The following is a 14,771-nucleotide window of genomic DNA, read 5'->3' as shown; positions in this document are numbered from 1 at the left end:
TAGATGTCCTGTCGACATAGAGCACTACGAGTGCGGTCTCTTTTGTGGCACGTTCTGAAAAAATCCCGGCGGTTCGGCAGTATCACAACACAATCCGACCCGTCGGCATCACGTGTCACGCGCCGGGGATGTCTGTACGAACTCGGTAGACGCGGGGGCGCGGGTCCATTGCGAACCTTTCTTGAGTGACATCAGTAAAATGGCCCTTTGCCTGATTGGCGTCAAAAATAAGGTTCCAGCTGTACTTGGAAACAGTTGATGGAACCAAGACGAAAATGTGCTCCTCCAACAGCTGATCCACAAACGCCTGTTGCCCGGGTCGATGCGAGCCCGGAACAAGCCAGTTGGGGTTTGCCACATCGCCGGGTTTCACCACATGTATATCAGAGGGGTCCGGAATGTGAGCTGATGTCAGCATATGCGGAGAGGTATCCAGAACCTTGAAACCCTTGTGAACCGCCACCTCCATGATCGCAGTTGCGGGGTCAATTTAGGCTTAGACGGCGCGCCCACCTCTTGAGTTCCACCGGCCGCCCACGCGGTAGGCCCCTTCTCGGGAAACCCAAGTTCCCGCATGCCGGTTCTGATCGAGGCGCCAGAAGGCGAATATGACCGCTGCCAAGCGGCGGCGGGAGCGGAGTCAAGTATAAACCCCATACTCCACCCGTGTCAGGTAGTCCTCAACCGCCTCTGCCCCGGCGGCTGTTGCAAGGAGATCGATTGGCCTCCTGTTATCAAGGCCGATCGCTTGATCAAGAAGCCATGTCTCCGCTGCCTGCTGACTGCCCAGCACATCCGTGGCCTGAGCGAAGATTTCAGCGAAACGCCAGGCTCGACTGCTTTGCTCTGTCGAAAGCGTCTTGCCCGAGGCTTCCGCCTTGCGACGCTGAAGAGTGCGCAAGCTCATGCCAATTGCCTTATTGAGGACATCGTCCACCATCAGCACACGAACTCTGTCGACCAGGTGCAGGAGCGCCTGGGAGGGTAGCCCCTCAACAATCAGATCGTGCGCGTCAAGCGAGCTGTGAACATTCCGGTTCATGACTTTACAGCCGCCCAGCAGATCGAAGGCGCGCATCGCTTCGCTTTTGAGCTCGGCCGGAACAGGTGAGGCTTTTGGAGTAGCCGTTTCACTTGCTGCAAGCATGTCAGCCCCCACGCTGTCACATGGCGCAATTAAAGTGACATATGGCGCCTGCATTTTCAACGGGCGGCTGGGGGGGCATGCCCAGCTACGCAATCTGGATCGAACCCTGGATGCATGCATTTTTGCTCACTAATCGCCCGGGAGCCCCTTCCTTCAGGTGGCTAACCGTTATTGCCGTGCGCGTTATACCATCGTTCGGACCCTATTTTCCGATATTTACATTGTCGCAGGCGACATTATCGTCCGTAGCCGCCTCATGACCGGTGCTCCCTGACCTGGCCTCAGTCGCCTTGTTACAGCCCGTTCTTCCAATTTATGGACATAGGCGCATCAGCATCGAACTATTTCTAAAAGCACAAGTCGGTCGATGAATGCATCGGTACCCTGCCGACAAGAGGTGCCTAATCACTCTTAGGATTAACATCCAGTACTTAAATCAACCTAAACAAGATTATATCTGGAATTGTCTCGTTGATGTTGACGAAGCGCTGGCATCAGTCAGTGACTTAGTCTGAGATTTTCAAAGCCCCCAAAACCTGTCAGCGGGATCCGGAAGCCCTTCCCAGAATGCCATCCACCTCATCCAGCACAGCGACGAAGTACGCTCCGTTATGAAAAAGGTATCCACTTCCTCGCTGCATGCCACTATCGTCAAGCGGATCAACGTCATGCAAGGTAGTTGACCGCGGACACCTGCAGTTGAAGGCGACTTCGGTCGTCAGAAGAAATATGTAGCCACTGTAGCTGATGCTCATTCAAGGCTGGCACACCGTGCCGAACCGTGAAGAGCATCAGACTACGGCTAGGTTCAATGGTACCTGATGGACAGCTTTATCTGTTGTGTCTTGCATCCTCTGTTTTTCGTAACTTCTCGCGCGATAGGCTTAAGGGCTCAGTTGATGACGACCGGCACGCGGACGGAGAAGTTGACCATTGGTCAACGCGCAGGTCCGTCGGGAAATTGACCACTGGTCAACGCGCAGGCCCGTCGAAAAATTGACCACTGGTCAACGCGCAGGTCCGTCGGGAAATTGACCACTGGTCAACGCGCAGGTCCGTCGGGAAATTGACCACTGGTCAACGCGCGGGCCCGTCGGGAAATTGACCACTGGTCAACGCGCAGGTCCGTCGGGAAATTGACCACTGGTCAACGCGCAGGTCCGTCGGGAAATTGACCACTGGTCAACGCGCAGGCCCGTCGGAGAATTGACCACTGGTCAACATGCAGGCCCGTTGAAAAATTGACCATTGGTCAACGTGTCCACGAGCAGTTTCGTGCCTTGCGGTATCCGCTGCGATCTTGCTTACCGGCATTTGTGCATTCAACATGTCTTTAATTGCGCGTCTCTCACGCAAATCCAGCTCTGTATGGGCCATGTCCGTTCTCCTAGCTTTTCAGCAAGATAGGGGATTTGTCGCAAGCCAGTTTAGAATGCGCCCCGGCTACAAACAATGTAAATCCCATTCAGAAATGTCACTGGCTGCGCAAAGCAGAAACGTCACCACAGGGAGGGACAGGAGCAAGGCTTTGCAGCCCGCAGACCCCAAATATCGGAGGGCTGAAAAGCCTTGCGGATTGCGGGTCTGTGGTGTCGAGGATAGCGTGGCGACATGCTTCCGACGCTCAAACTTCACTCAGATGCTGATGTCCTGAAACACTCTTCGCTGGTTCGTGGGATGACGCTTGCGTTGCGTTATGCCAACGAAACCGGCGGGATCGGGCTGACGCAATCAGGCTCCTTCAACCGCAAGTTTGTGCATTGGGCGGCGGAACACTTTGAATGGCCAGATTACACCGCCACCGAGTTATTCGAAATGAACAAGGTGCTGGATGAATACAAAATGCCACCTTTGTTCCCGGTGCATGGGTTGCTGCGTCATCTGAAGCTTCTTCGTCGTTACAAGGGCAAGCTGGTTGCGACTAAGAAAGGACGGGAGATGGCGGAAGCATCTGACGTCTTTTTTGATCTGACCGCTCCGGTTTATCTTTATCGTTTCATCCATGATGAACGGATCGAAGCCCGGGGTGGCCCCTTGGGCAACTGGGACATCTTTCTGAACGTGATCAACGTCGAGGCGCGGGCAGGGTGTACCTTAGCACATCTTCTCAAAACGCTTTACGGGTGGGAAGAAAAGGACCGCTACGATCCAGAGCACAGCGACATGCGGTTTGCGCTGAAATTCTGCGTCTTGCAGCCACTGTGTTGGCTCGGCCTGCTTTGGGAAGATCGGGAGGGGCTGAGGATTTGGGACGACGGCACATTTTACAAGACGCCACTCTGGCACGCAGCCCTTAAACTCGAAACCGATGGTCAGGCCGCTTTACGCCTTGTCTGATGCCACAGCTGCCGCATCCTGCTCGGCGTGTTTGAGCTCGTAATAGGCGTCCATGTCAGCAGTCTTGAGTTATTCTGCCGCGCGCGCAATCTTCTTCTTGGCCCGCGATCCTGGCGGTCTGCCTGGCCGACGCCCGTTCGGCTTGTAGCCCATCTTCTCTGAGTTTGTCCGCACCTTCGGCTTAGGCGGTGCGGCGTCCTGCATCTCTTTGACATAGGCCAGAACCGCACCGAGCCGCTTGTTCTCGGTGATGGCTGCATGGGTGACGCGCTGGTCCATATCAAAGATCCTGTAGGGCAGGGCTTGGCCTTTCCAGCGTACCTCGAACCGCCCATCCACAAAGACATAGGTGTCCACATATTTGCCGACCAGAGCGCGTGACAGCTCGTTCTCTTCGAGCATGATCCGCTTGCGGTCATAGGAAAACGTGAGCTGCTTGCCGACATAGCGGTTCTCACGCCAGCACAACACTTCCGCCAGCCGATCCGGCTCCACATTCAACGCCCGGTGCAGGTTGTCCGGTTTGGCCGGGGCCTTGGCAAATTTGGCGTTAAAGCGGCTCTTAAAGCCTTCAAGAAAAGCGTTTCCGGCTTTCATGTCCGAAACGCCTGCCAGCCTCAGTTCTTTGACAAGCCGGTCCTGAAGCGTGCGGTTGGCCCGTTCTACGCGACCTTTGGCCTGAGAGCTGTTGGCGCACAGGATCTCGATGTTCAGCTCATTCAACGCACGCCCGAACTGGGTCATGCCTGCACCATTCCTGGCGTCTTCTTTGGCAACTCGGAATACCGAATGCTTGTCGCTGTAAAAGGCCACTGGGCGGCCATGCTGAACCAAATAACTGTCCAACGCCTCGAAATAGCTGAACGTGCTCTCGGACTTCACAAACCGCAGCTCCATCAAGGTGCTGGTGGCATCATCGATGAAAACGAGCAGGGTGCAGGGATCACCCCGATCCTCAAACCAACGGTGATCGGAACCATCAATCTGGATCAGCTCACCATAGCATTCGCGCCGTAAGCGAGGTTGATGGAAGGTCCGGCGCTGTTTCCGCGAGAGCCAGATGCCGTCTTCGATCATCCATTTGCGCACGGTCTCGCGAGACACTGTGAACCCGTGATGCTCAGCCAGCTTCTCAGCTGCCAGTGTTGGGCCGAAATCCGGGTAATTCTCTTTGATCAGGCTCAGAGCATAATCGCGCTTTGCATGATGGATACGATTGTTTGGAGGTTTGCCGCGCGCCTTATGCCGGATCGCTGAGGCGCCATCCTGCCGGTATCGCTTGAGAAGCCGGAACACTTGCCGCCTTGTCAGATCCAACATGTTCGCCGCATTAGCGACCGTCAGCCGACCATCACCAACCTGCGCCAAAACCTCAACGCGGTTCAAATCGCGCTCGCTCATCATCACCCATCCCATGTCCGCTCGTCCTCGCTACCGTATGCGAGGAGAGTGACACTTCTGAATTGCTCAGGGGTGACATTATCGCTTTGCGGCTACAAACAAAAAACGCATAACTAATATTATGGTGCATTTATATGTAGCCGCATAGGCTGCAATTGACACGGCCATGTCCTCTATCATTGAAGCGGCGACGTGGCTGGAACCGGGTGCGCGGCACCAAGACACTGATGTCTTTCACTGCGCAGGCGAACTCCTGTGCCGCTTAGTCGACGCATCAGTGTCAACGTCGGGCCAGAATTTTTTAGAAAAACTATTTCCAAACAATTACTTATATGTGGAAAACTCCGAAACCATGATGATTTGCTCGCCTGATGCAACTACTGTGAAGGTAAGAAACTACGGAGTAGTCACATGACTGAATATCACAGCATCGAGGCGATCGCAGATCGCTTCCAGCGCAACCCGCGGACGATCCGCGACTGGATCAATCACGGCTGCAAGACGCCGGACGGCACGATCCGCCTCCAGGCTGCGAAGCTGGGAAAGAGCTGGGTCGTGAAAAAGGAGTGGCTGGAGTTTTTCGAATTTCAGATCCGCCCGCGCCCGACCTTGGAGGGTCTGGACATCGATGAATAAGCGCGTTGTTGTGACCTCGACGGAGACCTATCAGGCCGTCGCGAACCGCCTGACCACCGCATGGCCGAAGGGAAGCTCGGAAGCCAAAAAAGGGGCGCGGATCGCCCGCCGTCTTCTCTGGGTGTGCCGTCAAGCGAACTGGGTTCCAGAGACGACTGCGACTTCGCATCAGGCGGTGACGGAATTTTTTGATACGAATACGCCCGCCACGTTCGGGGTGACGCCTGGCACCTACGCGGTTTACCGCTCCGAGGTTCTTTCCGTCCTGAAACCTGATCCGGTTCGGAAGCGCCGATACATCTTGCAGATGGACGGGGTCTACCGCGAGATTCACGACCGGACTGTGAACTCGGGTATGCCCGAGGCGTTCCGATGGCGCTGCTCGCCCCTGCTTTGGTACCTGCGCGAGCGCGTGATAGACCCGCCCGACATCACTGTCGATACGCTGATGGAGTACTATCGGTTCAGTCTCGACGTTGAACAGCTGGCGGAGGAACGAGCCCGGCGACGCGCACAAGACGCCGCCAAGTATATCTCTTTGATGGCGAGCGACCCGGACTTCGCAGAGTTCGGGTTTTCCCCGGTTGAGATCACGTTTCCCAACCGATCGATCAAGTACGATGTCCCGCGTGATATCTCCGACGCTCTCCTCAATGTGTTCGACAGCCGCGTGGTTCCCTGGGCACGGGGTGAGGTTTCCAACCAAGGCGAGTCATGGGCAGAGTACATCGCGCGTCTTGATGCGGCCGAGACACCAGCCTCGACTTCTGACAAGAAGCAAGCGTGGAAAGCCAGTCAAGAATATCAGGATCAGATGGCGAAAGGAGAGCAACTTTCCCGGGGACCGGCAAAGGGTTTCATGCCGGAAAGCCGCAGATGGAAGCCCGCGACCATTCAGAGTAACCGCAACCTCTGTGCAACCTGCGCGAAGGTCATGTACGAGGCGGGAAAGTTCCACATCGAGACGATCGAAGAGCTTACGGATCCCGAAATTGCCGAAGCGATCGCGAAACGGCTGGATGCGCGCAAGCCCAAGGATAACCCCCAGTCTTCCTACACCAGCAGTATCCTCACGCTTATTTCAACCCTGGCGAAGGATTTCGTCCAGCGCTCCCCAGACGATCTGGAGAAGATCGGAAAGGTCAAAGAGAAATACGGAAAGAAGCATGAAGGGATCGCTCCTAAAAACAAGGAAACACTAAAGAAATTCACGGATGCGCGCATCCAGACTCTGATCGATATGCCCGACAGGATCACTGATGAGGTGAACCGGGAGGTGGCACGCCGCCGAGAAATATTCCGGCAGGAACATGGCGCTCTCCCTCCTCCCATTGAGGTATTCGACCAGTTTCTGATCAAGAAAGTCATGTTTGCTCTCGCAGCGAAAATCATGCTGACCCGGGCCCCAAGGCGCTCGAACCTGGCAGGCCTGCGCCTCGCGTGGATCAGGTGGCGGGACGGGCACGCAACCATCGAAATCCCACCTCAGTTCGTCAAGTCACGGAGACAACAGGATCTCCCGCTGATCATTCCCCTTGATATCAAGACAAGCAAACTGCTGGACCAGTACCTTAAGAAACTGCGTCATAAGATGCTGCATCCGGACGACGATCAGAACCCGTATATCTTCCCCTCACCCCCTCACGCCGGAAAACAGCGGCTTGGCGGGTTCTATGACGGTTTGCCGGATCGACTTGTGGATCAGGTCCATGATCGCGTCGGGGTGCGCATTAATCCGCATCTGTGGCGCCATCTGCTCGGCTGGATCTGGCTGAAGGAGGACCCGGACAAGTTGCCTGCCGTGCAGAAACTGCTCGGGCACAAGAGCATCGAAACGACGATCAAATACTACGCAGACATCGACGAAACTGTAATTCTGAAGAAGTGGATGGAGTATCTGGATGGCAAGAAAACGTAAGCTCGACCCCGAGACTGCACGGCTCTGGGATCGGCTGAGCAAACGCCACCCGGAGTATCCGGACTCTCGCAGGGCCTCGATCCTCTCCGCCTATCGGGGTTATCGTGAGGAATTCGGGAGTCGCCTTGCCTCTGAAGCAGCCCTCAGGGGCTATCTGCAAAGCCTGTTCCGGGAGAAGGGCGCGAACCAAGGCTACGCTGTGGCGATGCATCTACGCGATGCGCTGAGAACCCTTTGGGGCGATGACACTGGGGCAACCGTGACCCGTCATGTTCGGGATATTCAGCCCCGGGCCGAGGTGACGCTGAAATCCGAATGGGACGCCATCCGGGGGGCGGTGGCTCATCTGCCTGCCGCGTGGCGCACGCCCTTCAACAATTTCGTCACGCGGTGTGAAACCGATCCGCCCGACGATATTCTAAGCCCGTTTTCATTGAAAAGCATGGCTGAGGTGCTCAACAGATGGGCACACTTCCGGCGTGGAGACACCTCCCGCCCCCTGACGGGTGCCGAGCTGACCGAGTATGCAGCGTATCTCGCAGATAAAGGGCTCTGGGTATCGGCTGTGCTATCCGCAGTCGAGAAAATCTATATGAGCTATACACATATCCTTATCCCCGGGTTTCGGTCTGGTGCCTGTCAGGCGGTCCTGCGGGACCTGAAAGGACGAGCCGAAACTGCGGGTCCCAAGCGAAAAAACCCCGCGCAGATAGTCCCCGCGAGCCTGCTCTACAGGACGGGTCAGGAGATGATGGCCGAGGCCCAGGCAGGGCCTAGCCACGACATACGGGCGGCCACCTTGTACCGGAACGGGTTTTTGTTGACGGTTGCCGCAGCACTCCCTTTGCGCCGCCGCGCCCTGGCAAGCCTGGACCTCGCCACCAGTTTTTGTCTGGATGAACGGCCCGTTATACAAATCGACATTCCGGGTCACTACCTCAAGCTCCGGCAGAATAAGAAGAACTACTCGCGATATCAGGCGCAGCTCACTAGCCCGGCCCTCTGGGACGCTGCTCAGGCCTGGCGACAGCGCTTCCGCCCAATGTTTGACGAGGGCACAGCACTGTTCCCCAGCGTGCGGATTAAGGGTGAAGCTCTGGTGTCAGATGCCCTGGGACAAGTCTTTGGGGATACCACGGAACAACGCATCGGGGTTCGGGTGCCTATCCACAGGGTCCGAGACTGTGTGGCAACCGAAGCGATCGAGGAGATGGAGCATGGCGCTGGTTGGGCGCGTGTTCTTCTTGACCACACCTCGACCCAGACAACCACAAAGTTCTACGATCACTCCACCGGTGTTGCCGTCAGCCGTGAATTCGGGCAGCTTGTGGCGGCGCGCCGGTCGGATCCGGTGGACCTAATCCTATGAGATGGAAGTGCTTCCGTTCACCGCCGCATCTGTCTGTAACCGTTGACATTCGCAAGAATGGTTAAAAACGGCGCAGAATAAATCGACCTGTTTCATGCCTGACCGTTCTTAACTTTTTCCGTATCCGAACGCATCCGCCGTTAACCACCCCCGGATCAGCCCGACGCTCCTTAACCATTCCATTTTGCGCGAGAAAAAGGCGCCCGGTTCAGGGTGCTATGTCATGCCGCTTAAGTACGGGAGGATGAATTTTCGCAAAACAGTACAAACCCAAGCTGTCAGCGCAGCGCGATCAGCTAATGCTGGCTCGGATCAATCACACCATGACGCCCCTTGGAAACCGTGTCATGGGTGCAGCGCTCAAGGCCTGACGTCAGACACGAAAAGCTCTTGGAGGAGTTTGATGTGGATTCACCCTGCTAAAATCATGCGATGCAGTTGCCCATTCACTCACTCGACGCCGCAGAGAGGCACCGACCTCTGCAATGGCCGCACCGCACCACCACCGGAACATAAATAACCGCCGGAAAATGTAACGACCGACCGTTATAACCGATGCGGCTTACCCGCACCGGCTGTGATCTATTCCCGAGTCAGGCACGCGTCAGTCGATGCGCCGCAGGAAGCCGCCCTTTGCGACGGTGATCAGCAGGCGTTCGTGGATCTTGCTATCGGTCTCGAAGCTGCTGCTCTCCTGCAGATAAGACTGCACGGCGGTGTAGGGATTATTGCCCTTGCCCCAGGGACGGTCCGGATAGGTGTCCTCTTCCATGTCTTCGACCAGAGTGTCGAACACCACGCAGTAGCTGCCGGAGGAAGTGAGCGGAGCATAGGCGCGCAGCTCTTCCAGGACGTGTTCATGGGTGTGGTTGCTGTCGAGGCAGACCAGGATCTTCTTGTAGTCGGCAGCGAAATCACGGACCTGGCTGATGATCTCGGGATCCACCGAGGAGCCCTGGATCATCTCGATCCGCGAGCGCATCGGATGGGCGTCGATGGCGGCGCGGTTGTGGGCGCGGATGTCGATATCAATGCCCAGAACCCTGCGCTTGGAGACCGCCGGATCAAGGCTTTCTCCGGCTTCGATGGCATCGACCATATCCAGCATGGCCAGCATCGAGGCGGAGAACACCAGCGAGCCGCCATGAGCGATGCCGGTTTCGATGATCAGATCCGGCCGCAGCTCGTAGATCAGCTCCTGCATGGCGACGATGTCCTGCGGGTACTGAATGATCGGGCGGTCCATCCAGTGGAAATTGTAGGAATACTGCGCCTTGGCGGAGCTGCGCAGGAAATCCAGCGCGGTTGTCTGAATGGTGGGGTTTGCACCCATTTCCTTGATGCGGCCGGTAATCTCGGTTTTGAAGTCGGTCATGGTGTCAGTCTCTTGCTCGATAGGGGGTCAGATGGGAAGCGGGGCATCGGTGCGGTGGCCGATCACGCAGGGCGGATCATCCGGATTGCCGGGGCGGGCGCCAAAGATCAGCAGATCCCGGCGGCCGTATTGGTCGGCGATGCTTTCGGCCAGGGCGCGCACCGAAATGCCGGTGCCGCTGCAGATATTGCTGATGCCGCTGCGCGCGGACAGGGCATCCTGAACCAGCAGGGCGGCGGCGGCATCGACATCCATAAAGTCGCGGATCTGTGTGCCGCTGCTAAGCTCCAGCGGACGGCCTTCGGCCAGATGCGCATGCAGCGAGGCGACCAGCCGCCGGGGGTCCTCTTCCGCTCCGTGCAGATAGAACAGCCGCGCCCAGAGAAAGGAGACACCGGCCTGCGGCAGCGCCGCTTGCAGAGCGGTTGCGCAGGCCGCCTTGGCGGCGGCATAGGGCGACTCCGGCGCCAGCGGCGTGTCCTGGAAGGCCTGGCCGCCGTTCAGATCGTATTCCAGGCAGGTGCCGAGCCCCACGAAACGCGGCACCCCGGCCTGCCGGGCACCTTCGGCCAGAGCCATGGTGCCGGCTACACAGTGCAGATTCTTGAGCGAGGTCTGGTATTTGCCCGGCTCCGCATACCAGGCCATGTGCAGCACCAGATCATAACCGCGGGCGGTTTCCGCCCACCAATCGGCGGGTTGCGCAAAGAGATCCTCGACCTCGACGACGCGGTCCCGGGGATCCGGGGCACAGATGCGCCCGGCCGAACCCTTCCGGATGACATGACACAACTCATGGCCGCCTTGGCGCAGCTGCCGTGTAACAGCGCGGCCGACAAATCCGGTGGATCCAGTCAGAAGGATACGCATCATTGCTACCCGCAGCCTCTCTTCATACGAATTTCTGCTCCAGCTGGGTGCCTGTGACATGCGCCAGCGCGCGGTGCCGCGCGGCGTCGCACAAGGCTTCCTCCTCGCAACCGAAATCGAGGACGACATCCCGCTCGGTGACACCCTCGGCCTCGGTCACGCGCCGGAGCGGCAGGATGGTGAAGGTCTTGAGCTGCTGCAAAGAGGCCTCCGGATACTCGCCAATGACCGCGACCCCCTCGGCCCGCAGGGTCTCGGGCAGTTTGACACAGGCAAAATAGAGCGCCGCCGTACTGCGGATCTGCGCCATCGGAACAGGCAGGTTATCGACCTGCCCCAGCCCGCGCAGCCGCGCCGCCAGCGCATAGTTTTCCAGCGGGTCGGCGCCCAGATTCACCCGCAGCCGCAGCCCCGTGAGCATGCGTTCGATCGGGTGAATCCGCAGATAGTTGGCAACCATATCCGGCTTGGTCAGACCGCCATGGGTCAGGGCCAGACCATAGAGAACCTCCAGGCCACCGCGGTAGATGTCCCAGGCGCTCATGACATCGCGGAACCCCAGCTGCGAGCGTGTATCGCCTTCGAAGTGACGACTGACGGAGATATAGAAGGGGTCCTTGGCATAGATCAGATCCCCCGCCCCCAGGTATTCGGCAGGAATGGTGAAGGCCCAGAATGCAATATCGGTGGCGATCGGGTGCAGGGCGCGGAAAGCCTCCCGGCGCAGGATGCAGATTTCCGAGTAGATGCGGTGTTCTACGATATGCTCCAGCAGCTGGGCATATTTGCCCTGACCAATGGTGACATCGCGCGGCTGGCTGTAGAATTGCGCTTGCACCTCGCCGGTGACCAGATCCTTGATCTGCCAGGGGGCATAAAGACCGCTGGCGGAGGGGGTGGCCTCCAGCATCGCAATGGCACTTTGCAGAGCCTCGGGCTGCAGCCGGTCGTCATCCGCGAGATAGACGAGATACCTGCCCTTGGCCGCGCTCATCACCGAATGAATGTTCGGCACCGCCCCGATGTTTGTCTCCTGCCGGAAGGTTCGCAGAGGCAGCCGCTCCCGCGCCGCCTCCAGCACAGCCTGGGTGCTGTCTTCGGAAGCATTGTCAGAGACCAGCACTTCGGTTTCAAAGGGCAGCTGCGGCAGGATCTCCTCCAGATGCGCCAGCACCGTCTCCAGATATCTGGCCCGGTTGAATGTTGGAATGCAGATACTGAGTTTCAGGTCTGACATACGTGAAGTTTCCTGTTCGAGTGTGCTGGGGGTCCGGCCGCAAAGCCGGAAGTCAAAGAGAGAGAGGCCAGACAGGCCGGTGCCAGGGTCACGGTACGGGACAGACGGCAGACACTGCCGCGCGTATCCTCATGCGGCTGTGGCCGGTAGCAAAAGGCGCCAGGCAGGGACAAGGCGGACAGAAGCGGATCTGACATGGGTCAGGTCCAGGTCTTCCAGGGCGCCTGATCACTGTTCCACAGGCCTTCCAGATAGGTCTTGTCGCGCAGCGTATCCATCGCGCTCCAGAACCCGCGGTGCTTGTACACCGACAGCTGCCCCTCCTGCGCAAGATTCTGCATCGGCCCCTTTTCCCAGATCGTCTCTGGTCCTTCGATCTGATCCAGCACCGAGGGTTCGCAGACGAAGAAGCCGCCGCTGACCCAGTGGTTGTCGCCCGCCGGTTTTTCCACGAACCCGGTGGCGGCGCTGCCGTCCATCTCGATGCTGCCATAGCGGCCGGTGGGTTGCACTGCGGTGACCGTTGCCTGACGACCTTCGGCAAAGTGAAAGCCAAGCAGGCTGGTCAGATCGACATCGGAGACCCCGTCGCCGTAGGTCAGGCAGAAAGTCTCGTCCAGATACGGCCGGGCATAGGCCAGGCGGCCGCCGGTCTGAGTCAGCTCACCGGTGCTCAGCATGGTGATACGCCAGGGCTCGGCGGAGTGGTTCAGGATATTGAACTCTCCGGTGCCCAGATTGACGCTCACATCTGCATTATAGAGCAGGTAGTTGGTGAAATATTCCTTGATCATATGGCCTTTGTAGCCACAGAGGATGACGAAATCCGTCAGCCCATGGGCGCTGTAGGACTTCATGATGTGCCACAGGATGGGTTTGCCGCCGATCTCCAGCATCGGCTTTGGCCGCAAGTGGGATTCTTCGCTGATCCGGGTGCCCAGGCCGCCGGCCAGAATAACAACTTTCATGCACTTGCTCGCATCATTTTCAATTTCTCTTGAAATTTAGCGATAAGCGGACGCGGTTAATTTTCTTTTACCCGGATGAGGTGTTTCGAGTTTGGTAACCATTTTCTCCTAGGCCTTCAGACATCAGCCCCGTACTGGAAATCCCGCGCTGGAAACCCTTGCAAAGATGGATCATGAGCCGACCGCTGCCGCCCCGCAGACCCCTGCCCGCCTGCTGCACAAGGTGCCGCGCCCTGCGGGATCACCAAGACGTGAGAACCGGAGCAGGAAGGATCGCGGACAGGTCCAGCATCACCGGCAGCCGTCAACTGCAGCATGTTTCCTGACCCAGACGGCAAGACACCAACAGGCAGAGCACCAGAGGCACGCCACCGCAAATAAGGCACCAACGTGAGCAACACTGACTTCGACAGCGCATCCTCATTCTGGCAGGGGCGCCGTGTATTTGTGACCGGGCATACCGGGTTCAAGGGCAGCTGGCTGACCGCCTGGCTGCTGCAGATGCAGGCCCAGGTGCGTGGTTTTGCGCTGCAGCCCGCGATGGAGGGCGTGCCCGAGGGACGCCAGAGCTTCTTTGACGAGCTGGGCCTGGCGGCGCAGATCGACCATGTGCCGGGGGATGTGCGCGATCAGGAGGCGCTGCGCCAGGCGGTCAAGGGGTTTGACCCCGAGATCGTCATCCACATGGCGGCGCAGCCGCTGGTACGCTATTCCTATGCGGCGCCAGTGGAAACCTATGCGACCAATGTCATGGGCACCGTGCATCTGCTGGAGGCATGCCGCACGGCGGCGCCTTCGCTGCGCTCGGTTGTCGTGGTCTCCAGCGACAAATGCTACGAGAACCGCGAACAGATCTGGGGCTACCGGGAAACCGATGCCATGGGCGGCCATGACCCCTATTCCAGCAGCAAGGGCTGCACCGAACTGGTCACCGCCTCCTACCGCAATTCCTATTTCCCGCCGGACCGATTGGCAGAGCATGGCGTGGCGCTCTCCTCGGGGCGGGCCGGCAATGTGATCGGCGGCGGCGACTGGAGCCCGGACCGGATCGTGCCGGATGCCATGCGAGCCTTTGCCAGTGGTAACCCTCTGCACCTGCGCCACCCCGGCGCCCTGCGCCCCTGGCAGCATGTGCTGGATCCGCTGGCGGGCTATCTGCGCCTTGCCGAAATGGGAGTCTCCAACCCCGGGCGCTGCGCTCAGGGCTGGAATTTCGGCCCCGCCGATCACATGACGCTTTCTGTCGAGGCGATGATTTCCGGTTTCGCCGAAACCCTTGGGCCGACGTTCCAATGGAGCAGCCAGCCGGACAACAGCCTGCATGAGGCGAACCTTCTCAAACTGGATTGCAGCGCCGCGCGGCAGCTGCTGGGCTGGCAGCCGATGCTTGACGCCGGTGATATGACAGCCTGGACCGCGGATTGGTACCAGGGCCAGACGCCAGAGCAGCGCAACGCAACCACCGCGCAGCAGATTAGCGAATACCGCCGCCGCCTGGCCGCGGCCTGAGGCG

The 14,771-nt window shown here is 58.4% G+C and carries 12 protein-coding genes and 1 pseudogene; 5 read left to right on the top strand and 8 right to left on the bottom strand.

Translation table 11 applies throughout. From position 1 onward, the window contains the following. Positions 1–115 precede the first annotated feature (115 nt). From AC5SSZ_RS00175 to AC5SSZ_RS00165, 3 genes and pseudogenes are all read right to left on the bottom strand, one after another. Positions 116–469 (bottom strand): RES family NAD+ phosphorylase, encoded by a 354-nt coding sequence (locus AC5SSZ_RS00175; RefSeq protein ID WP_274838615.1) that lies wholly within the window; start codon positions 467–469, stop codon positions 116–118. Positions 470–640: 171 nt separating this feature from the next. Further along, entirely contained in the window at positions 641–1,147 is a 507-nt protein-coding gene (locus AC5SSZ_RS00170) for an Xre family toxin-antitoxin system antitoxin (RefSeq protein WP_274838616.1), read from the bottom strand. A 1,269-nt stretch (positions 1,148–2,416) separates the two neighbouring features. Beyond that, a pseudogene (locus AC5SSZ_RS00165) lies at positions 2,417–2,524 on the bottom strand (IS30 family transposase); the annotation flags it as partial. A 234-nt stretch (positions 2,525–2,758) separates the two neighbouring features. On the opposite strand from AC5SSZ_RS00165, the gene AC5SSZ_RS00160 reads away from it, so the two are divergent. Continuing rightward, entirely contained in the window at positions 2,759–3,484 is a 726-nt protein-coding gene (locus AC5SSZ_RS00160; RefSeq protein WP_058242034.1) for a hypothetical protein, read from the top strand. 69 nt (positions 3,485–3,553) lie between these two features. On the opposite strand, the gene AC5SSZ_RS00155 is transcribed toward AC5SSZ_RS00160, so the two are convergent. Continuing rightward, positions 3,554–4,900, bottom strand: coding sequence for an ISNCY family transposase (locus AC5SSZ_RS00155; protein ID WP_058242035.1), 1,347 nt, complete (start codon positions 4,898–4,900; stop codon positions 3,554–3,556). Positions 4,901–5,296: 396 nt separating this feature from the next. On the opposite strand from AC5SSZ_RS00155, the gene AC5SSZ_RS00150 reads away from it, so the two are divergent. Genes AC5SSZ_RS00150 through AC5SSZ_RS00140 form a run of 3 tightly spaced genes read left to right on the top strand, consistent with a single transcriptional unit; the run spans position 5,297 to position 8,808 of the window. After that, positions 5,297–5,521 (top strand): helix-turn-helix domain-containing protein, encoded by a 225-nt coding sequence (locus AC5SSZ_RS00150; protein ID WP_274838547.1) that lies wholly within the window; start codon positions 5,297–5,299, stop codon positions 5,519–5,521. Next, the gene (locus AC5SSZ_RS00145; RefSeq protein ID WP_274838548.1) at positions 5,514–7,439 is read left to right on the top strand and encodes a tyrosine-type recombinase/integrase; all 1,926 of its coding nucleotides are present in this window, start codon (positions 5,514–5,516) and stop codon (positions 7,437–7,439) included. Before AC5SSZ_RS00150 ends, AC5SSZ_RS00145 begins: the two co-directional genes overlap by 8 nt. Next, the gene (locus AC5SSZ_RS00140; protein WP_274838549.1) at positions 7,423–8,808 is read left to right on the top strand and encodes a hypothetical protein; all 1,386 of its coding nucleotides are present in this window, start codon (positions 7,423–7,425) and stop codon (positions 8,806–8,808) included. The genes AC5SSZ_RS00145 and AC5SSZ_RS00140 overlap by 17 nt, the downstream gene beginning before the upstream one ends. 604 nt (positions 8,809–9,412) lie before the next feature. Here the strand turns inward: AC5SSZ_RS00140 and AC5SSZ_RS00135 are convergent. The 4 genes from AC5SSZ_RS00135 to rfbF form a co-directional block, all read right to left on the bottom strand. After that, positions 9,413–10,183, bottom strand: coding sequence for a cephalosporin hydroxylase family protein (locus AC5SSZ_RS00135; RefSeq protein WP_274838550.1), 771 nt, complete (start codon positions 10,181–10,183; stop codon positions 9,413–9,415). A gap of 27 nt (positions 10,184–10,210) precedes the next feature. Then, a complete protein-coding gene (locus AC5SSZ_RS00130) occupies positions 10,211–11,056 on the bottom strand; it encodes an NAD-dependent epimerase/dehydratase family protein (RefSeq protein ID WP_274839029.1) in 846 nt (281 codons plus the stop codon). A gap of 19 nt (positions 11,057–11,075) precedes the next feature. Next, complete coding sequence (locus tag AC5SSZ_RS00125; protein ID WP_274838552.1) at positions 11,076–12,290, bottom strand: glycosyltransferase family 2 protein; 1,215 nt, start codon at positions 12,288–12,290, stop codon at positions 11,076–11,078. Positions 12,291–12,490: 200 nt separating this feature from the next. Then, a complete protein-coding gene (gene rfbF, locus AC5SSZ_RS00120) occupies positions 12,491–13,258 on the bottom strand; it encodes a glucose-1-phosphate cytidylyltransferase (protein ID WP_116560461.1) in 768 nt (255 codons plus the stop codon). 390 nt (positions 13,259–13,648) lie between these two features. On the opposite strand from rfbF, the gene rfbG reads away from it, so the two are divergent. Then, positions 13,649–14,767, top strand: a complete 1,119-nt coding sequence (gene rfbG, locus AC5SSZ_RS00115; protein WP_274838553.1) for a CDP-glucose 4,6-dehydratase — start codon at positions 13,649–13,651, stop codon at positions 14,765–14,767. Positions 14,768–14,771: the final 4 nt, after the last annotated feature.

It is taken from the genome of Phaeobacter sp. CC-HEC084, assembly GCF_059429255.1.
Note: the sequence above shows the minus strand (reverse complement) of the source record. Positions and strands in the feature narration are given on the sequence as shown.